Annotated in this window: 20 protein-coding genes; 7 read left to right on the forward strand and 13 right to left on the reverse strand. The window is 58.7% G+C overall.

All coding sequences use genetic code 11. The features are described 5' to 3' along the window. The first annotated feature begins 4 nt into the window (after window positions 1-4). Window positions 5-1060 (forward strand): saccharopine dehydrogenase, encoded by a 1056-nt coding sequence (locus FIU92_RS14805; RefSeq protein WP_152459341.1) that lies wholly within the window; start codon window positions 5-7, stop codon window positions 1058-1060. Window positions 1061-1063: 3 nt separating this feature from the next. Beyond that, window positions 1064-2206, forward strand: a complete 1143-nt coding sequence (locus tag FIU92_RS14810; RefSeq protein WP_152459342.1) for a saccharopine dehydrogenase family protein — start codon at window positions 1064-1066, stop codon at window positions 2204-2206. Between the two features lie 25 nt (window positions 2207-2231). Here FIU92_RS14810 and FIU92_RS14815 read toward each other — a convergent pair whose 3' ends face one another. Further along, a complete protein-coding gene (locus FIU92_RS14815) occupies window positions 2232-2468 on the reverse strand; it encodes a hypothetical protein (RefSeq protein WP_152459343.1) in 237 nt (78 codons plus the stop codon). Here FIU92_RS14815 and FIU92_RS14820 point away from each other — a divergent pair. Next, window positions 2467-3201: a hypothetical protein gene (locus FIU92_RS14820; RefSeq protein ID WP_172978504.1), complete on the forward strand. Its 735-nt coding sequence runs from the start codon at window positions 2467-2469 to the stop codon at window positions 3199-3201. The genes FIU92_RS14815 and FIU92_RS14820 overlap by 2 nt on opposite strands. Here FIU92_RS14820 and rhuM read toward each other — a convergent pair. From rhuM to FIU92_RS14850, 6 genes are all read right to left on the reverse strand, one after another. Next, entirely contained in the window at window positions 3198-4298 is a 1101-nt protein-coding gene (gene rhuM / locus FIU92_RS14825; RefSeq protein ID WP_152459345.1) for a RhuM family protein, read from the reverse strand. The genes FIU92_RS14820 and rhuM overlap by 4 nt on opposite strands. Then, entirely contained in the window at window positions 4291-5226 is a 936-nt protein-coding gene (locus FIU92_RS14830) for an IS1595 family transposase (protein WP_152459346.1), read from the reverse strand. Before FIU92_RS14830 ends, rhuM begins: the two co-directional genes overlap by 8 nt. Window positions 5227-5402: 176 nt before the next feature. Continuing rightward, a complete protein-coding gene (locus FIU92_RS14835) occupies window positions 5403-5606 on the reverse strand; it encodes a DUF1127 domain-containing protein (RefSeq protein WP_152459347.1) in 204 nt (67 codons plus the stop codon). Window positions 5607-5665: 59 nt separating this feature from the next. Then, complete coding sequence (locus tag FIU92_RS14840; protein ID WP_152459348.1) at window positions 5666-5893, reverse strand: DUF1127 domain-containing protein; 228 nt, start codon at window positions 5891-5893, stop codon at window positions 5666-5668. A gap of 238 nt (window positions 5894-6131) precedes the next feature. Further along, complete coding sequence (locus tag FIU92_RS14845; RefSeq protein WP_152459349.1) at window positions 6132-6449, reverse strand: DUF3775 domain-containing protein; 318 nt, start codon at window positions 6447-6449, stop codon at window positions 6132-6134. Window positions 6450-6534: 85 nt separating this feature from the next. Continuing rightward, complete coding sequence (locus tag FIU92_RS14850; protein ID WP_152459350.1) at window positions 6535-7308, reverse strand: DUF1365 domain-containing protein; 774 nt, start codon at window positions 7306-7308, stop codon at window positions 6535-6537. A gap of 146 nt (window positions 7309-7454) precedes the next feature. Here FIU92_RS14850 and FIU92_RS14855 point away from each other — a divergent pair, with 146 nt between their 5' ends. From FIU92_RS14855 to FIU92_RS14865, 3 genes are read left to right on the forward strand one after another with little or no spacing between them, the layout of a single operon-like run. Next, the gene (locus FIU92_RS14855) at window positions 7455-8111 is read left to right on the forward strand and encodes a sigma-70 family RNA polymerase sigma factor (RefSeq protein ID WP_152459351.1); all 657 of its coding nucleotides are present in this window, start codon (window positions 7455-7457) and stop codon (window positions 8109-8111) included. A 10-nt stretch (window positions 8112-8121) separates the two neighbouring features. Then, window positions 8122-8772 (forward strand): ChrR family anti-sigma-E factor, encoded by a 651-nt coding sequence (locus tag FIU92_RS14860; RefSeq protein WP_152459352.1) that lies wholly within the window; start codon window positions 8122-8124, stop codon window positions 8770-8772. A gap of 42 nt (window positions 8773-8814) precedes the next feature. After that, window positions 8815-9222, forward strand: a complete 408-nt coding sequence (locus tag FIU92_RS14865) for a hypothetical protein (protein ID WP_254705317.1) — start codon at window positions 8815-8817, stop codon at window positions 9220-9222. Window positions 9223-9225: 3 nt separating this feature from the next. Here the strand turns inward: FIU92_RS14865 and FIU92_RS14870 are convergent, their stop codons facing one another. From FIU92_RS14870 to FIU92_RS14895, 6 genes are all read right to left on the reverse strand, one after another. Beyond that, window positions 9226-10455, reverse strand: a complete 1230-nt coding sequence (locus FIU92_RS14870) for a DNA recombination protein RmuC (RefSeq protein ID WP_152459353.1) — start codon at window positions 10453-10455, stop codon at window positions 9226-9228. 52 nt (window positions 10456-10507) lie between these two features. Continuing rightward, entirely contained in the window at window positions 10508-12373 is a 1866-nt protein-coding gene (gene mutL / locus FIU92_RS14875; protein ID WP_152459354.1) for a DNA mismatch repair endonuclease MutL, read from the reverse strand. Window positions 12374-12636: 263 nt separating this feature from the next. After that, window positions 12637-13566, reverse strand: a complete 930-nt coding sequence (locus FIU92_RS14880; protein WP_152459355.1) for a metal ABC transporter permease — start codon at window positions 13564-13566, stop codon at window positions 12637-12639. Further along, a complete protein-coding gene (locus tag FIU92_RS14885) occupies window positions 13563-14768 on the reverse strand; it encodes a metal ABC transporter permease (RefSeq protein WP_152459356.1) in 1206 nt (401 codons plus the stop codon). Before FIU92_RS14885 ends, FIU92_RS14880 begins: the two co-directional genes overlap by 4 nt. A gap of 3 nt (window positions 14769-14771) precedes the next feature. Then, on the reverse strand, window positions 14772-15575 hold the full coding sequence (locus FIU92_RS14890) for a metal ABC transporter ATP-binding protein (protein WP_152459357.1): 804 nt from the start codon (window positions 15573-15575) through the stop codon (window positions 14772-14774). Between the two features lie 3 nt (window positions 15576-15578). Further along, window positions 15579-16532 (reverse strand): metal ABC transporter solute-binding protein, Zn/Mn family, encoded by a 954-nt coding sequence (locus tag FIU92_RS14895; RefSeq protein ID WP_152459358.1) that lies wholly within the window; start codon window positions 16530-16532, stop codon window positions 15579-15581. A 202-nt stretch (window positions 16533-16734) separates the two neighbouring features. Between FIU92_RS14895 and deoC the strand changes: the two genes are divergently transcribed. Then, complete coding sequence (gene deoC, locus FIU92_RS14900) at window positions 16735-17733, forward strand: deoxyribose-phosphate aldolase (protein WP_152459359.1); 999 nt, start codon at window positions 16735-16737, stop codon at window positions 17731-17733. Window positions 17734-17737: the final 4 nt, after the last annotated feature.

The raw sequence follows: 17737 nt of genomic DNA on the forward strand, positions 1-17737 counted from the left end.
TATGATGACACATCTCTGGGTCCGGGCAGAACAGCGCCCGAACGAAGAACGGGTTGGGCTGACACCGGAAGGTGCCGCGGCGCTGATCGCGGCCGGCATCCGCGTGACGGTCGAGGAAAGCCATGCCCGCGCCATTCCACTGGACGGCTACAAGGAAGCAGGCTGCGAGATCGCGCCCGAGAATTCCTGGCCCGAGGCCCCGCTGGACGCGATCATCTTCGGACTCAAGGAACTGCCCGAAGACGGTACACCCTTGCCCCACCGCCACATCATGTTCGGCCATGCCTTCAAGGGCCAGCATTCGGGCCGGGCTCTGCTGGAACGGTTCAAGGCGGGCGGCGGCACGCTTTATGATCTGGAATACCTCGTGGATGAGGATGGTCGCCGGGTCGCCGCATTCGGCTATTGGGCAGGCTACGCGGGCGCAGCAGTAACGCTCAAGACCTGGGCGGCGCAGCAACGGGGCGAGATCTGCGGCCCTGTCGGCGTCTATCCCGGCAAGGACGCGCTGAACGCCGAACTTCTGGCAGAATTGGACGCCACCGGCGCGCCCCGGCCCCGCGCCATCGTCATCGGAGCTTTGGGCCGTGTAGGCACCGGCGCCGCTGACTTGTGTGAGGCGATGGGCGTCGCGGTCACCAAGTGGGACATGGCCGAAACCGCCGGCGGTGGGCCTTTCCCGGAAATCCTCGACCATGACCTGTTCCTGAACTGCATCTTCGCGCGCCCCGGAACGCCTGTCTTCGTCCCGCGCGAGGCATTGACCGCCCCGCGCAAGCTGACCGCCATCGGTGACGTGGCCTGCGACCCGGACAGCGACTACAACCCGGTGCCCGTCTATGACCGCGCCACCACGTGGCAAGAACCCGCCCTGCGCGTGGCCACCGACCCCGTGATGGACGTGATGGCGATCGACAACCTGCCGTCGATGCTGCCGGTCGAAAGCTCGGAAGACTATGCCGCGCAACTGCTGCCGTCCTTGCTGACTCTGACCGATCTGGACAGCGGTGTCTGGGGGCGGGCAGAAGCAACTTACAAAACGCATATTGAAGGACTCTGAACGATGACCATTCATTGGTGTGGCACCGGCCTCTCGGCCATTCCCGGCCTGCGTCGCCTGATCGAAGGCGGCCACAAGGTCACCGTGTGGAACCGGACCGTCGACAAGGCCAGGGCCGAGGTCGGAGACCTGACCGACGACATCCGCGCCTTCGACATCGACGCGCTTGGCGCCGTACTGGAGAAGGGCGATGTAATCGTCTCGATGCTGCCGGGCGACTGGCATGTGCCGCTTGCGGACCTGGCGATTTCGAAAGGGGCCAATTTCGTCTCGTCCTCGTATATCGCGCCCGAGATGCGCGCGCTGGATGACAAGGCGCGCGAGGCCGGTGTCGCACTGGTCAACGAGGTCGGGCTGGACCCGGGCATCGATCACCTGATGGCACATGCCCTGATCGACGACTACCGCGGCTCCGATGCGTTCGACCCGGAAAACCACCTGAGCTTCATTTCCTATTGCGGCGGCATTCCTAAGAACCCCAACCCGTTCCGCTATAAATTCAGCTGGTCGCCGCTGGGCGTGTTGAAAGCGCTGCGGTCGCCGTCGAAATCGATCCGCGATTACGCGCCGCTGGACGTTGCCCGCCCCTGGGATGCGATCAGCAGCTACATCGCCCCGCTGCCGACACCGGAAAGCTTCGAGGTCTACCCGAACCGCGATTCGATCCCCTTCATGGCGCAGTACCATTTCGAGGATCACTGGCCGGTCAAGGAATTCGTCCGCGGCACTTTGCGTCTGAACGGCTGGGCCGATGCGTGGTCGGATGTGTTCACCGAGATCGAAACCCTGTCCGGCCCGGAAGGGGATGCGCGTCTGAAAGAGATGTCGGACCAGTTCTGGGAGGAAAACGCCTATGACGAAGGCGAGCCTGATCGTGTTGTGTTGTGCGTAGGATTGAAGGCCGAGAAAGACGGCATCGAAGTCTGGCACAAGACCTATGTCATGGATGCCTGGGGCGACGAGCGTGGCACGGCAATGGCGCGTCTGGTGTCGATTCCGGTCTCACTTGCGGTCGAGGCCGTATTGAACCGCGCCATCCCGGCCGGTGTTCACGCGGCCCCCAGCGATCCCAAGCTGGTGCAGGGATGGATGGGTGAAATCGACAAGCTGGCCCAGCATCTGCAAATCGTCGATCACACGGCCTGAATGCAAAAAAAGGGGGTCTATATACTTAACTAGCCACCCGGTGCGCAGACGTTAGCATCCCAAATATTTCCCTAGCCGCATCAAGATTTGTGGCCTTCGCGAGAATCTCGAACTGGTTGCGCCGCTCTCTAGCGATGAAGTAACCGCGTGGCCCGCCGAGGTTATCCGCTTCTACGAATTCATCGTATGTCTGGTCATGCATTGGCGACACGTATAGCGTTGTGTCATTGTCTAGTTTTGCAACCAAAGTGATATCGTCCATGATTTCAGATCCCAACTACAGGTTTAACCGTCGTCCACAGTTCTCTGTGAATCATATTTCTCAGTATCTGGCTACCTCAAACGCGACACAGAGGGGCCGAGTGATCAGGTCCGCTAAGTTCCCGAAGAAGGTCGAAGTGGCGGCTTATTCTCAAGTTCGGGACGCGCTCAAGAAGTCACTATTCAAGGCCGACTTCGGCCATGATGATCTTGAATTTCTGGCCGACCGTATGGACGCCAAGGCCAGAACAGAAACGGGTTGGCACAAAAGTGAAGCCCTCAGATCAGCACAGGCTGTGCGGGCGTTTCAGGATACGTTCAAGCAGAAGTCATTCAAGAAATACACTCTCGCACCGGCCCCGAAGAACCTCTCGGTGAGAATAAGTGGTGTGAAATTGAATGTCTCAATGGACGCTGCAATTACACAAGATCACAAAGGAACCACTTTCGCTGGTGGGCTGATCCTGAAATACGCATTTGGCGTTGATAGATCGTCAGTCGATAAGGAACTGGCAAATGCCGCAGGCCTTCTTCTTTGGGCATTAGAGGGCGGCCAGATGGAACCACTGCCAAGATTGTGTATGGCAGTCGATTTGGCAGAACATAGGGCAGTTAAGGCAAGTGCTTCCCACACAAGATTCCGTCAGGATATTTTCGACTCCTGCACCGAAATTGCGGCGCTGTGGGATGGCGTTGAGCCGCCGGATGATTACGACGGCCCAGATTGGTGTTAACCCTCTATCAGAATGTCGTCATATTCACCTGCAGCAAGCGCTTCCTCGTCATACTCGATGCCCATAGCCTCGATCTTCTTGCGTTTCTTGTAGAGCGCTAGTTCAGCCTTGGCATGCTTCTCGGCAATGCCTTTGTTGAAATTCTTCCAACCGTCAAAGACGGGGTAGTCGTTCACTTCCAGCAAGCGGTCCAGCTTGTCGTGAAGCGTGGCCATCGTCATCTTTTGTCCACGCAACGCAGACGCTTCCGCAAACAACAAGAACTGTTCTGAAAGCAGGTGGAGTCGATAAAGTTCTTCTTTGTCGAGATAGTTCTTTCCAACAACGACCTCGGCTGCTGTTGGCTCTCTGCCTTTGAATGTCTGAACACCCATATTGTCTTCGCGATGATCGGCTCGGTCCATGATGATTTTCGCGCCCGTTTGCCCCGTCACTGCGTGATGGAACTTGTCTTGCAGGAGTGCATAGAAAGTTTTTACTTGCTGGGAGGATGGCTCATAATCGGAGGCGCTGATCTTAAAGCACTCACGAACCTTGGCATAGATTTGCTTTTCTTCGGACCGAAGGGCGCGAAGCTCTGCCGCAAGCCGATTCAGTTTCTCTGGCGACTCGCGCAAAGCACGGTCGTTTAGGACGTACCCCTCTTCGATGTATGCTTTAAGTGTCTGAGTGGCCCACTGACGAAAGCGAGTCGCAGCCCTAGAATTTACGCGATAGCCAACCGAAATTACAGTATCAAGGCTGTACACCGTTACTGGCTTTGTTGAGCCAGCAATATTGATTTTCTTGATATTGCCCTTTGCTTGAAGTTCGCCCTCATCAAAGATGTTCTTGAGGTGGGTGGAGATGTTCGGCTGTTTTGTCCCAAAGAGCTCCGCCATTTGTGCCTGCGTTGCCCAAATGGTCTCTGTGCCGGGGTCAAGTGCAAAGCTGAGTGGATCGTGGTTCCCTGGGTCGGTGTATTCCACGAACTCAATATCGTGGATTACGCCTTCATCAGGCAGTTTGTGAACTGCTGTAGCTTTGGGTGCTACGGCGCTTAAAACCTCGTCGAAGGACGCGTCGATAGGTTCGATAACTTCTTTCTTGTCAGCCATTAATCAGCCCCTTGTATGTAAGCCGTTTGTCGGCCATTTGCTCGATTGTCATGTTGATGAAGTTCATGGTGCCAACCTGCGAAGTGTTGTGACGGAACGAGAATTCGTTGACATAACGATGCAGATGCTTGGCACTCATGTAGTGATAGATGCCGTAGTGACCGCGCTTGAGTAGCGCCCAGAAGCTTTCTATTCCGTTGGTGTGGGCCATGTCACGGACGTACTCGCCTACTGAGTGATTGACGCGCTTGTGGGTGTAACCTTGTTGATCAAGGCCTAGATAGCCCTTGTGGCTGTCTGTAACCACGGTTCCGCCTTTCGGGGCGTGCTGGCCCACAAAACCTTTCAGGGTTTCGCCTGTTGTGTTTTTGACGGGGGTAGCGCGTACCTCGCCATGCTGATCGCGAATACCAACAACGGCAGTCTTGCCAACGGTGCCGCGACCAGCATGCAATTTCTTGTTGGCGTGTTTGTTGCGCTCTTTGCCGCCCACATAGGTTTCATCTACTTGGGTCCGGTCGCCCATGTCGCCGCCACCCTGACCTTTCAGCCAAGTTTCGCGGATGCGCTGTGCAAGGAACCATGCTGATTTCTGTGTGATACCCAATTCGCGGGCCATCTGGGTGCTCGGAATGCCCTTGCGGGCGCTGGTAAGCATGTAGATAGCCAAAAGCCACTTCTGCAATGGAAGGCGGCTTTCAGCCAACACCGTGCCGGTACGGACGCTGAAATGCTTCCGACAGTCTTTGCAGCGGTAAGGCATGGGCTTGTGGTCTTTGCATTCGGTAACGTTGACCGACCCGCAGTGACCACATACCGGCTCGTCGCCCCAACGACGGGCTTCAAAGAACTTGCGCGCCGCTTCCTCATCTGGGAACTTCTGAAAGAACTCGAAGGTAGAAAGTGTTTCGGGTTTTTGCTGCGGCATCAGTCACTTCCTTGCTGTATGGAAGATAACTAGCCATTCTAGCCGAAAATTTCAAGGGGTAACTTGGCTAGTTAAGTATATAGACCCCAAAAAAAGCCATTCCAGACTGTCTGGAATGGCTTTCATTTTTGTACTTTACGCATATTGTCCTCGTTCGGGTTTCCCTCACCCGGCCTTCAGATATACCGCTGGATGGTATCTTCGATATCACTGCGGTTGATGCCCAGCTCGGACAACTGATGATCGGTCAAAGCATTCAGATGCTGGGCTGCGCGGACAATATCAGGGCTGATCGAACGGATCCGCATGGCACGATCGAACAGCAAAAGCGCGCTGGCGGCCGGAGCCGGTTGATTGGTCGGCGGTACGACGTCGAACATTCTGGTAACCTCACTGACAGGCTTTTGGGGATGGGTTTCAGTGCACGCTGAATACTTGATCACTGCCGGTATGGCTTGTTGTGATACACACTTTCATATGCGCGCCTTTTGATCTGATCCCGCTGGATGCCGATGTCGGCCAGTTGTACGTCATCAAGCTTTTCCAGATCCCGCACGGTTTTCGAAAAAATCCGGCGGCGGAAATGCTCGACCTTTGCTTCTGCATAGTTTGAAAACAGACCGTCAAGCAGGCCACCCCGGCCTTCGAATGTTTGTGTATGTGACATGTCTTTCTCCTCCTGAACTCAATGTCTTTGTCTTCCTGACATCAAATTTGGGAAGGCTGCCTTAACGTTGCCAAACCGGTTCATTAAGGTTTGTTAAGACTGTATTGGAGGGAAAGTTTGGGCTGGACCGGCGCGTTGATTACAGTCTTCGATCCAGGCCCGCGACATGTCCTTTCAGTGGCGGATCAAGATAACGCGAATATCGATCCGTCGCAGAAACCGCCCCTTTGCAGGCAAGTCACATCAGATCGTTTTCGACGTCCTCGGCTGATATCCCCAGTGCATCCAGACCGTTCTCGAGGTGGTCTGACATGTGCGGAGTGCCGATCAGATAGTCAGCGCAGGGGGTCGAGGCCTCGGCCTTGGCAGTGGCAATCGCTTCGGCCAGATCCTCGGGGAAAAAGCTTTCGCGGCCGATCCACATGATGGCAACCAGTTCGGCTTGCTCGTCTTCGCTCATACGTTCGATGAAGGCGCGCATTTCACCTTCTGCCCGGTTCAGCTCGCGCCCCATCATGGCAATCTGAGCGACTTTTCTTGCCGATATTTCCAACATGCATCAGCTCCTCGTGTTCGCGGTTGTCGTGCCATCACAATCACCGAACACCAGCCGCGTCTTTGATCTTACGCAAACAACGGCCCTAATGCCGCGCACGCGAAATCGGCTGGTCCGGTACCGGTTGCCTGCGAAACGGGCGAAAGGTGGCTTTTTTCAGCCACAGCCTGAACGCCTGCCAGACGATCAGTGCAAAGGTTCGCCGGGCGCCGAATGGCCGCCGCAGCAAGGACCACAGAATCACGCGGTTGGTCAGGGGTTGCCGCGGGCCGGTCAGCGTCGCGATCAGCCCGCCATCAGCGCGGCCGTAATCAATCCAGACACCGACCCGATCCGCGCGATAGTCGAAGCGGAACGTATAGCTGCCTTCGATTTTCTGAAACGGTGAAACATGCATCAGCTTGTCCGCCACCACCCTGTCAGTCGGTTCGATGACCGAGAAATCGGGTTTGTGACACAGGTAACTGTGACGGGTGCCATAAGTATTGGTGACCTCAGCCACCACGGCATAAAGGTGATCGCTGTCGTCAAAACAGAACCAAAAACTGACGGGATTGAAAACGTGCCCCAAAACGCGCGGTTGCGTCAGCAACTTGAAACGCGCCGGTTGTTGCACCGACATTTCATCAAATCGCGCGCGGAGCCATTGGGACCCTTCCCCGTGACCCGGCTCTCCCCCATGGTCGGCGGTGCGCCAGTTCGTGACATTCGCGCGATCAACCGAAAACAGCAAAGGGGTGTCCAGCTCTTCTTCCGGGTCCAGCAGGATGTAATCGACCGAGTATCGGAATGCGTTTTCAATCGCACCCTTGCGCCCGTGATAGGTATGACCCGCGATATGGTCTATTTTCTGCGTCATCCGCTGCTTTCTGGCCTTCACGTAAATGCTTTGAACTACACTGATTTCCTTCAGATGCTGGTAATCCTGATACGGCAATTTGCACAATTTGGATCATAATGTCCCGATAAAGTGATCCGGCTTGGGGAACGCGCCGTAATGAGGTTATGTTTACCGAGATCGATACCGTGACCTTGGACGAACCTGCGGCTGAACCGGCCGCCCTTCAGCCTCGGCGCGAAAAGAAACGCATCAAGGGTAGACGGGTGAACGGAAGTAACGGCAGGCGCGAAACCAGAACCGAATGGGTGGATCACGTCAGGCGCATCCGCGACGCGCAGGATCAGGCGGCATTTGCCGAACTGTTCCAGCACTTCGCGCCACGAATCAAGGCGTTCCTGATGAAGTCAGGATCAGACGCCACGATGGCCGAGGAGTGTGCGCAGGAGGTGATGGCGACCTTGTGGCACAAAGCCCATCTGTTCGACCCGACGCGGGCAACAGTGGCTACTTGGGTATTCACGATTGCTCGGAACAAGCGCATTGACGTTCTGCGAAAGCAACGCCGCCCCGAACCCGAAGAATTGTGGTGGGGTCCCGAGGCCGAGCCTGAGCAGGACGATGTTATCGCGCTACAACAAGAAACCGCGCAGCTTCGCACCGCTTTGACAGCGTTGCCAGACGCGCAGAGAGAGCTGATCGAAAAGGCGTATTTCGGTGATCTGAGTCATCGGGAAATTGCGTCTCAGACCGGGTTGCCCCTGGGAACGATCAAATCACGAATCAGGCTGGCGCTGGACCGCTTGCGTCATGCGATGAACTGAGATGAGTACGATGAGTAAATCGATCAAACATCACCTGACAGATGACCTGCTGATGGCATATGCCGCAGGCAGTCTGCCCGAGGCATTCGACCTGATGGTCGCGACGCATCTGTCGCTGTGTGACCATTGCCGTGCGCGGGCGGAAAGTTACGACGCCGTGGGTGGGCATGTTCTGGAGGAACAGACTGAATCCATCGCCATGAGTGACAAATCTCTGGCCGCGACTATGGCATTGATCTCCAAAGGTGCGCCAGCAGCTAAACCGGCGCGTCCGAACTGTTCGGTATTGCCGGCCCCGTTGCAGGATTATGTCGGCGGTACGGTTTCAGATATCCGATGGAAACCGATCGGCATGGGTGTGAAACAGGCCATTCTTCCGACCACAAGCGAGGCCTCGGCCCGGTTGCTGTTCATTCCAGCCGGAACGGCGGTACCAGATCATAGCCACAACGGTATAGAATTGACGATGGTGCTCCAGGGCGCATTCTCGGACGAAGTGGATCGCTTCGCCCGTGGCGACGTCGAGATCGCGGACGAGGATTTGGAACACACGCCTGTGGCGGACATTTCGGAAGATTGCATTTGTCTGGCGGTTACGGATGCACCGTTGAAATTCACCAAGTTGATGCCACGCCTGTTCCAACCCTTCCTGCGCATCTGAATTTGCCCGCGAGGGCCGTGTACGGCGTGTTTTGAAAGGAAGATGATGTTCGCAAGACTTGCTGTGTGCGTGCTTCTCGTTGCAATCGCGCCCGTCGCATCGGCCCAAATGTCGGCCGAGGTTCAGTTTCAGCCCGGCAATTTTGGCACCATGGTCAGCGGAACCATCTCAGGAGATGAGTACTTCGACTATTCGCTGGGCGCCAAAGCCGGACAGGAGATGTTTGCCGATCTTCAGGTCAGCGACACCAATGGTAATGGTGTGATCTATTTCAACATCCTGCCGCCGGGCAGCGACGGTGTGGCGATCTATAACGGATCGATTGACGGCAATACGGCTCGGATCACCCTGCCCGACGATGGAGACTATACGATCCGCGTCTATCTGATGGGCAATGACAGGGATACCGGAAAAACCGTGGGGTACAACCTGGACCTGTCCATCCAGTAGATTTCAACCTTCGTGCCGAGCAAGGGGCACAACGCCGTTTTCGGCCTTGGTCTCGATTTCTTCAAAGTCGAAATTGTCCAAACGCTGCGCACGTCGGCCAGCCTTTTCGGCGCTGATCTTGATTTCCGAGATATCCTTGGCCGCCTGCCCGAAATGACGGTCCAGGTTCGAGACGCGATCACCCAGGCGGTCCACATCCTTGTGCAGCAACCCCAACTCTTTGCGGATCGCTCCGGCCTGTTCGCGCATACGCGCGTCTTTCAGGATAGCCCGCATGGTATTCAACGTGGCCATGCACGTCGTCGGGGACACGATCCAGACCCGCGCGGCGAACCCTTCACGCACGACGTCGGGCAGACGCGCGTGCAGCTCGGCGTAAATCGCCTCGGAAGGTACGAACATCAAGGCACCGTCCGCGGTTTCCCCGTCCAGGATGTACTTTTCGGAAATCGCCTTTATATGCACTTTCACCGCAGCGCCGAAGGCCCGCAGGCATCTCTCGACATCCGCCTTCGTCTGCGCAGCGGCCAGCGCCTCGAAATCCTCCAAAGGGAACTTTGCGTCGATCACGATCGGTCCCGGCGGGTTCGGCAAGTGAATCAGGCAATCCGCCCGCCTGCCATTCGACAAAGTGGCCTGCAACGAATAACTGTCAGCGGGCAGCGCCTTGGACACGATATCGTTCAGCTGGATTTCACCGAACATCCCGCGCCTTTGCTTGTTTGACAGGATATCCTGCAAAGACAGCACATCGCCTGACAGTTTGGTGATATTGTCCTGCGCCTTGTCGATGGCGGCCAGACGTTCCTGCAATTGGGTCAGCGAGGTCGCCGTCTGTTTCGACGAGCCATGCAACGTCTCTTTCATCCGTTCCTGCATCTCGGCCAGCGCACGCGCCGATTTCATCGCATTATCCGCCAGCCGGTCATTCATCTGTTGCTGGACCGAAGCCAAACGCGCCTCGACCGTCTGAATCACCTGCATCTGCGCGTTGGCCTGAGTGTCCGAGACATGCTGAAGACCGCCGCGCAACTGTTCCTGCCCCTGGCCCAGTTGCTGAACATGCTGACCCAGATGCGCCATCTGCCGCGCCAAAGGTTCCGCCATCCGGGCCGAGCGGTTGGCCGCCCGCAACGACAGAAACAGCAGCAGCAGAATCAACGCCACCACGCCACCCCCGACCAGTAAGACAGGGTCATTCAATGCATATTGGGTGCCTGCAATCTCGATCATCACAACTCGCGTGTTCTTGTTTTATTCTTCATAGCCCCGCCGGGCCGCAGGATCAACTGCGCCCGAACAGGCGTTCGATGTCGCTGAGTTTCAGTTCCACATAGGTGGGCCGCCCATGGTTGCACTGGCCGGAATGCGGTGTCGCCTCCATCTCGCGCAGCAGGGCATTCATCTCTTCGGCGCGCATCCGACGACCGGATCGGATCGACCCATGGCAGGCCACCCGGCTGAGGATCGCCTCGATCCTTGCCTGCACCATCTGGCTTTCACCCTGATCGGCAAGTTCATCCAGGATGTCGAGGATCATCGCGCGTGCATCGACTTCACCCAGAATGGCGGGGGTTTCGCGTACGGCAATGGCGCTTCCGCCGAAGGGCTCGATGGTCAGGCCAAGGCGCGTCAAGTCATCTGCGACGGCCATCAGGCGGGCGCAATCCCCGTCGGACAATTCCACGATTTCCGGAATCAGCAGGGCCTGCGCCGCGACGCCATTCTCGGCCATCTGCGTTTTCAGCTTCTCATAAACCAGCCGTTCATGTGCAGCATGTTGATCTACGATCACCATGCCATCGGCGGTCTGGGCAATGATGTAATTCTCGTGCACCTGTCCGCGGGCTGCACCAAGCGGCAGATCCTGCGCCTGAGGCTGCTCCTGCACCTCGGCGACCTGCGCAACCGGGGTCGGCTCGACAATGCTGCCGCTGTAGTCGTTGGCCAGCTCGGCAAAACCCGGAGCCTGCGCGCGATACGCCGCCGTGCGCGCGGTAGGTGACGGGCGATCCATCTGGTAAACCCGCGCCGGAGCAGGCTGTGCGGGTTCCGGCCGCATCGCGCCCAGCGTCGCATTCGCCACGGTTGAGGATGCCCTGTGCCCGGCTTCCGCCAATGCATGGCGCAGACTGGACACGATCAGCCCCCGCGCGACACCGGGATCCCGGAACCGAACCTCGGATTTCGCGGGGTGGACGTTCACGTCAACCAGCGTGGGGTCGCAGTCGACGAACAACGCCGCAGCCGGGTGGCGGTCGCGGCTCAGGAAATCGAAATAGGCCGCCCGCAGCGCGCCGGTCAGCATCTTGTCGCGCACGGGGCGTCCATTGACGAAAAGATACTGTGCCACGGCAGCCCCCCGCGAGTAGGTTGGCAGGGCGGCATAGCCGTAAAGCCGGATGCCGTCACGCAAGGCATCAATCTGCAAAGCGTTTTCTGCGAATTCGCGCCCGATCACGCGGGCCAGTCGGGCGTGGAGCGCATCAAACAGATCTCCGTTCTCGCGATCCGCACGGAAGGTCACGCGACCCTCGCCGCCGCCGGATACATCCCGCAGGGCGAATGTCACGGAAGGTTCGGCCATGGCCAGCCGTTTCACAATATCGGTGATCGCCTGCCCCTCGGCCCGATCCGTGCGCATGAATTTCAGGCGGGCCGGTGTGGCGTAGAACAGATCGCGTAGTTCGACCACAGTCCCCGCGCGCAGGGCGGCGGGTTTGACCGCATCCATCTTGCCGCCCGCGACGTGCACCTGCGCCGCATCCGCGCCGGGAACACGGCTGGTTATGGTCAGACGCCCAACAGCACCCAAGGATGGCAGCGCCTCGCCCCGAAAGCCGAAAGTGTGGATGTTCAGCAGGTCCGAACCGTCAATCTTTGACGTGGCATGGCGGGACAGGGCCAGCGGCAGATCTTCCGCCGCGATACCGCAGCCATCATCCGTGACCCGGATCAGGGTCTTGCCGCCATCCGCGATATCGATGGCGATCCGCGTGGCCCCGGCATCGATTGCATTCTCGACCAGTTCCTTGACCGCCGAGGCCGGTCGTTCCACCACCTCACCAGCCGCGATGCGGTTGATTGCGGCATCGTCGAGCTGCCTAATTACGGGGCGTTTTTCGCCGATATTGGGGTTTGCCTGCGCCATACCCCTACACCTAGCATAGTCGCGCACGATTCTGCCACCGGTTTGAACCGCACATTCTAAAGGAGAGGGGGCGCCCGGGTATCCGCGAACAAGAACTCATTCAGGATCACCCGGACGTGCCAAGTGAGTGGTGTGTTTCAGCTAATTTATGAGATCGCATGTATCACGCACCTGTCGGAAAATCTGCTTAAGATTCTCACGTTCAGTTTCTTGGCAGAGATTGGCCGATGACGTGTGGGCATGTGTGGCGGGAAAATGCCTGATCAGGCAGATATGCGCGCGCCGATCCTGCCCCGGCAGGGTCCGAACATCGCTGCCGCCGCAAGAATCAGGCCTGACATCGTGGCGATCATACCCGCCGCGCTGACGGCATCCGCGCCGCCCAGCCACAGCGGGCCATAACCTGCCAGCACATAGCCCGAAACCGCCGAGGCGATGGCGAACACAACGCTCCAGGCAATCTGCGCTTCCAGCCGGTTGGTCAACATCCGCGCCGCGGCAGGCGGGCAGATGAACATGGCGATCACGATGATCGAGCCCACCGCGTCAAAGGCCGCCACCGCCGCAATTGCCGCGGTGATGACCAGTGCCAAGCCGAGAACGCCGGTGCGAATGCCAATGGTCCGGGCAAAGCCTTCGTCGAAGGTAGAGATCTTCAGCGGCCGCCAGAACAGCCAGATGAACAAAGACACACCGACCAGTGTCAGCGCAATGCGGGGTAGTTCCGGGGGCAATCCGGACAGCGCCTCTGTGTCCAGCAAGGACGACCATCCGGTGGCGTCCAGCCAGATCAGGCTTTCGAGATTGCCGTAAAGCGCATGTTCCACATCCAGATGCACCGTCGACGTATCCGTCTGCTCGAGCAGCAGGACCCCCGCGGCGAACATGGTGGTAAAGACCACGCCCATGGCGGCCCCGGGCTCGATCTGACCCAATCGCCGAATGGCTTCGATCAGCACCACGGCCACAACGGCAGCGCCCGCCGCGCCCAGCATCATCGGCCAGGTCGATATCGCCCCTGTGATCAGAAACGCCACGACGATTCCCGGCAGCACCACATGGCTGATCGCGTCTCCGATCAATGCCTGTTTGCGCAACACCAGAAAATTGCCGGGCAACGCGCAGGCAATGGCCGCGAACGTACCGATCAGCAACGGTGTCAGAGACAGGGGGACAAATTCTTCACCACTCATACCGGCACCCCCATTGGCCCGCCGATGCGGCGGTCTATCTCGGCGATCTGGTCGCGGGTCAGGACGGTTTCGATGTCCCGCAACCCGTCATACAGCGCAGCCGTTGCCTCGTGCGCCTGATCTGCGCGCACGATTTCCCAGCGCTTTTCGTCCCGCAACGCCTTGGCCGCGCGGGCTTTGCCGATGTCGGTCGCAACGCCGTCCGCGCGCACCAGCCCAGCGCGGCGCAGCAAGCGCAGGGTCAGGGGCTCGTAGATCTTTTGCCCCTGCGCCAAGGCCAAAAGACCCTGACGAATATGCACCCGACGCTGAAAGCGCAAATGGCGCAGCACCGCCGCCAGAACGCCACGTATCGGCGCCAGAAACAAAGACACGACAAAGAAGGCAAAGCTGACCAGAACGATGATCGGCCCCGTCGGAAGGTTCGGCGCCGAGGCCGAAATGGCCGCGCCAATGTACCCCGCCAACCCGCCGGCCAATCCCGCAAGCAGAACCACATGGTCCGAGCGTTCGGACCAGAACCGCGCGGTCACGGCGGGAATGATCAGCAAAGCCACGATCAGAATCAGACCCACGATTTTCAAGCCGACCACGGTCACGGCCATGACCAAACCCATCATGGCCAGATCGATCCTGTACACCGGCAACCCGCGGGCTGCGGCATATTCAGGATCGAAGGCCACAAGAATCATCGGGCGACGAATGATCATGACCAGCAGCAGCGTCGCAGCGCCGCCGACCGCAATGATCATCGCATCGGCCCAGAGCATCCCGGCAGTGGACCCCAAAAGGAAGCCTTCCAGGCCGGCCTGACGGCCTACGCCCATCGTCTGTATGACCGTCAGCAAAACGATGCCAAAGCCGAAGAAGACCGACAGGACCGCTCCGATGGCGGCATCTTCGGCCAAACGCGTGTGACGCGTCAGCCAGTTCATGCAAAGAAGGCCGATCCAGGCCGAGACGGCCGATCCTGCCAACAGGCCCAGCAGGTTGCGCCCGTCTCCTCCGAGTGCGACCAATACCATGAAAGCCAGACAGACGCCCGGCAGGGTTGCGTGGCTGATTGCGTCACTGACCAAGGCGCGCTTGCGCAGAAACAGAAACGTCCCCGTCACACCGGCTGAAACACCCAGCAAGGTTGCACCGATGGCGACCAGCGTGGCGTTGTAGCCAAGTTGCAGGGTCAAAGCATCCCAAAGCATGCGTTACCCCAGCGCGCGCGATATCTGATCGATCTGCGCGGTTGCCAGTCGACCGCCATATGCTGATTGCAACGTTTCCGCCGTGAAGGCCTCGGCCACTGGTCCCTCGGCCACCTTGCGAGTGTTGATCAGGAAGACATGGTCGAAATAATCGGTCACGGTCGCAAGGTCGTGATGCACTACGACAACCGTCTTGCCCGCCTCTTTCAGGGATTTCAGCACCGAGATGATGGCTTTCTCGGTGGCGGCATCGACGCCTGCAAAAGGTTCGTCCAGAAGATACAGATCCGCGCCCTGCGCCAGCGCGCGCGCCAGAAAGACACGTTGCTGCTGCCCGCCGGACAGCTGCCCGATCTGGCGATCCGCGAAATCCCGCATTCCCACGCGGTGCAAACAATCCATCGCACACGCCTTGTGGCGGGCACGCACACGGCCCAGCAAGCCAAGTTCGCGCGACAGGCCCATCAGAACCACGTCGATGACGCGCGTTGGAAAATCCCAATCCACGCTGGCACGCTGAGGAACATAGGCAATGCGCGCGCGCTGCGTGTCCAATGGCTGACCAAACACGGTCACTTGACCTGACAAAGGGGAAACGATGCCAAGCGCCGCCTTGAGCAATGTGGATTTCCCGGCTCCGTTCGGCCCGATGATCGCGGTCATCGCCCCGGGCTGTACGGTCATGTCGACCGAAAACACCGCAGGTTTCTGCCCGTATGAAACCGTCAGGCCGCGCAGGGCAAGGGGGCTGTCGGCCAACCCCTTGTCACCGACGGTCACGCCTTCATTGCTGATCAGGCCCAGCATCGATCAAAACCCCGCCGACAGTTTTCCGTCCATGCCACGATCTGGCACATCACCACCCAAAGCACTGGCAATGACCGTGATGTTATGGTCCAGCATACCAAGATAGGTGCCTTCATAGGTTCCTTCTGCACCCATGGCGTCCGAGAACAACTCGCCCCCCACGCGCACCTCATGACCCTTGGCCGCCGCGCCCTCGATCAGCGCGCGGATCGAACGATCCGAGACCGAACTTTCGACGAAAACAGCCGTGATCTTGCGGTCAACCAGCAGATCGACCAATTCGCCTATCCGGTTCAGTCCCGCCTCGGACTGGGTTGAGATGCCCTGAATTCCCAGAACCTCGAACCCGAAACTTTCACCAAAGTAACCAAAAGCATCATGGGCGGTTACTAGAACCTTGTTGTTGTCCGGAACGGACGCCAGAACTTGATCTGCATAGGCTGTCAGACGATCGATATCTGCCAGGTGGGCCTGCGCATTCGCTGCAAAAACTTCGGCCGCTTCAGGACGTACCTCGGTGAGGGCCGCCTGCACTTCAAGCACCACGTCCCGCCACAACTCGGGCGTCATCCAAACATGCGGATCATATTTGTCGGCGTAATCGTCATGCGCGCGCAGCTTCGACGTGTCGATACCTTCGGCAACTGCAACCACGGTCCGCTTGCGTTCAAGGTCATGGAAGAAATCTTCCATCTGCGCTTCGAGGTACAAACCATGCCACAGGATCAGGTCGGCCCGCGTCATCGCCACGATATCGCTGCGGGTCTGACGATAGGCATGCGGGTCGACGCCCGGCCCCATCAGCCCCTTGACGTCCACCTGATCACCACCGACCTGACGGGCCGCGTCAGCAATCATGCCCGTCGTGGCCACAACCTTGAGGGGTGCATCGGCCCAGGCCGTGACCGGCAGGGAAAAGGCCAGCGCCAATACCGCAAGAAAATTCCGGCGAATCATCTTCTACCTCAGTTTTTGCTTCACGTTCGAACTGAATATGAGAACCATTCGCAAGTAAGTCAACGCTAATGCGAATTATTCGCAAGAAAGCGGTTACATTTTGTCCATTTGGTCAAAAATTATCCAAACATTGCCCGCCTGCATCTTCCATTCCCCGGTCTCCCGTGCGAATTTTGTCGCAAACCTCCCAAAGGACGTGACAATGGATACGCAGAGCTCAGAAAGCCCCGTGCGCACCGCGCATCTGCCGCAAGTGACCGAAGCCCGGAATCCCGGCATGGATCTGGACCTGGACTGGGTGCGCGCCGTGCAGGCCAACACCTCGGCCATCGAACGCCGGGCTTCGACCCTGCCCGGGCGCCGGTCGGTCAAGAAAGAGCATCAGGCCGCCTGGCTGCTGAAGGCGATCACCATGATCGACCTGACCACCCTGTCGGGCGATGACACCGAGGGCCGCGTACGCCGCCTGTGCGCCAAGGCACGGCAGCCGGTGTCACCTGACTTGCTGAAAGCGCTGGACATGCCGCCGATCACCACCGGCGCGGTCTGTGTCTATCACGACATGATCGAAACGGCGGTGGATGCGCTGAAAGGCACCGGCATTCCGGTCGCGGCCGTCTCCACCGGCTTTCCGGCGGGCCTGTCGCCCTTTAACCTGCGCGTGGCCGAGATCGAGGAGAGCGTGAAAGCCGGGGCCGAGGAGATCGACATCGTGATCTCGCGCCGCCATGTGCTGAAAGGCGACTGGCAGGCGCTGTATGACGAGATGAAGGCGTTCCGCGCAGCCTGCGGCGAGGCGCATGTGAAGGCCATCCTGGCCACCGGCGAACTGGGCAGCCTGCGCAACGTGGCGCGCGCCTCGCTGGTCTGCATGATGGCGGGGGCGGATTTCATCAAGACCTCGACCGGCAAGGAAAGCGTCAACGCCACCCTGCCCGTGTCGCTGGTGATGATCCGCGCCATCCGCGATTACTATGACCGCACCGGCCATCGCGTGGGCTACAAGCCCGCAGGCGGGATTTCCAAGGCCAAGGACGCGCTGGTCTACCTGTCGCTGATCAAGGACGAGCTGGGCGACCGCTGGCTGCAACCCGACCTGTTCCGCTTTGGCGCATCGTCCCTGCTGGGTGATATCGAGCGGCAGTTGGAACATTTCGTCACCGGGGCATACTCGGCCGGCTACCGGCACCCGATGGGCTGAGGAC

The sequence above is a fragment of the Ruegeria sp. THAF33 genome, from assembly GCF_009363615.1.
Lineage (GTDB): Bacteria > Pseudomonadota > Alphaproteobacteria > Rhodobacterales > Rhodobacteraceae > Ruegeria.

What these genes read in the sequence shown, in the direction of transcription:
- FIU92_RS14830 (WP_152459346.1), bottom strand. Translation starts at nt 5,226, where the DNA reads ATGCCGCAGCAAAAACCCGAAACACTTTCTACCTTCGAGTTCTTTCAG.
- FIU92_RS14805 (WP_152459341.1), top strand. Translation starts at nt 5, where the DNA reads ATGACACATCTCTGGGTCCGGGCAGAACAGCGCCCGAACGAAGAACGG.
- FIU92_RS14835 (WP_152459347.1), bottom strand. Translation starts at nt 5,606, where the DNA reads ATGTTCGACGTCGTACCGCCGACCAATCAACCGGCTCCGGCCGCCAGC.
- FIU92_RS14895 (WP_152459358.1), bottom strand. Translation starts at nt 16,532, where the DNA reads ATGATTCGCCGGAATTTTCTTGCGGTATTGGCGCTGGCCTTTTCCCTG.
- FIU92_RS14850 (WP_152459350.1), bottom strand. Translation starts at nt 7,308, where the DNA reads ATGACGCAGAAAATAGACCATATCGCGGGTCATACCTATCACGGGCGC.
- FIU92_RS14880 (WP_152459355.1), bottom strand. Translation starts at nt 13,566, where the DNA reads ATGAGTGGTGAAGAATTTGTCCCCCTGTCTCTGACACCGTTGCTGATC.
- FIU92_RS14885 (WP_152459356.1), bottom strand. Translation starts at nt 14,768, where the DNA reads ATGCTTTGGGATGCTTTGACCCTGCAACTTGGCTACAACGCCACGCTG.
- deoC (WP_152459359.1), top strand. Translation starts at nt 16,735, where the DNA reads ATGGATACGCAGAGCTCAGAAAGCCCCGTGCGCACCGCGCATCTGCCG.
- FIU92_RS14840 (WP_152459348.1), bottom strand. Translation starts at nt 5,893, where the DNA reads ATGTCACATACACAAACATTCGAAGGCCGGGGTGGCCTGCTTGACGGT.
- FIU92_RS14860 (WP_152459352.1), top strand. Translation starts at nt 8,122, where the DNA reads ATGAGTAAATCGATCAAACATCACCTGACAGATGACCTGCTGATGGCA.
- FIU92_RS14870 (WP_152459353.1), bottom strand. Translation starts at nt 10,455, where the DNA reads ATGATCGAGATTGCAGGCACCCAATATGCATTGAATGACCCTGTCTTA.
- FIU92_RS14815 (WP_152459343.1), bottom strand. Translation starts at nt 2,468, where the DNA reads ATGGACGATATCACTTTGGTTGCAAAACTAGACAATGACACAACGCTA.
- FIU92_RS14890 (WP_152459357.1), bottom strand. Translation starts at nt 15,575, where the DNA reads ATGCTGGGCCTGATCAGCAATGAAGGCGTGACCGTCGGTGACAAGGGG.
- rhuM (WP_152459345.1), bottom strand. Translation starts at nt 4,298, where the DNA reads ATGGCTGACAAGAAAGAAGTTATCGAACCTATCGACGCGTCCTTCGAC.
- FIU92_RS14865 (WP_254705317.1), top strand. Translation starts at nt 8,815, where the DNA reads ATGATGTTCGCAAGACTTGCTGTGTGCGTGCTTCTCGTTGCAATCGCG.
- mutL (WP_152459354.1), bottom strand. Translation starts at nt 12,373, where the DNA reads ATGGCGCAGGCAAACCCCAATATCGGCGAAAAACGCCCCGTAATTAGG.
- FIU92_RS14855 (WP_152459351.1), top strand. Translation starts at nt 7,455, where the DNA reads ATGTTTACCGAGATCGATACCGTGACCTTGGACGAACCTGCGGCTGAA.
- FIU92_RS14810 (WP_152459342.1), top strand. Translation starts at nt 1,064, where the DNA reads ATGACCATTCATTGGTGTGGCACCGGCCTCTCGGCCATTCCCGGCCTG.
- FIU92_RS14820 (WP_172978504.1), top strand. Translation starts at nt 2,467, where the DNA reads ATGATTTCAGATCCCAACTACAGGTTTAACCGTCGTCCACAGTTCTCT.
- FIU92_RS14845 (WP_152459349.1), bottom strand. Translation starts at nt 6,449, where the DNA reads ATGTTGGAAATATCGGCAAGAAAAGTCGCTCAGATTGCCATGATGGGG.